Origin of the sequence: Alcanivorax sp. HI0007 (genome assembly GCF_001635525.1) — a bacterium.
Lineage (GTDB): Bacteria > Pseudomonadota > Gammaproteobacteria > Pseudomonadales > Alcanivoracaceae > Alcanivorax.
The window spans coordinates 1-224 of sequence record NZ_LWEJ01000067.1 but is presented as its reverse complement, the minus strand read 5'-3'; the positions used below and the strand labels follow the sequence as shown (position 1 = coordinate 224).

At 47.8% G+C, this 224-nt stretch carries 1 pseudogene; it reads left to right on the top strand.

The annotated features are described in order from the left end of the window. Positions 1 to 184 (top strand): annotated as a pseudogene (locus A3714_RS03380) (tetratricopeptide repeat protein); the annotation flags it as partial. Between the last annotated feature and the right edge of the window lie 40 nt (positions 185 to 224).

Genomic DNA, 224 nt, shown 5'->3' with positions numbered 1-224 from the left:
AGATCACCTCTCATCAATCGGCCTTTCCATGGCTAAACTGCAGGTAGATCTGGGGAAGAAAGAGGCTGCAATCAAGAGTCTTGAGAGTGCGCAAGTGAGTGCGAACAAGATTGAAGATAAGCAGCTTAAAGCGGAAATTGATGCGTTGCTTGAGAGTTTATTGGCTGGTCAGGAGGAGCAATAAGGGGCGCAACGAGATGTGCCTTCCAGTTTCTTGCTCATTG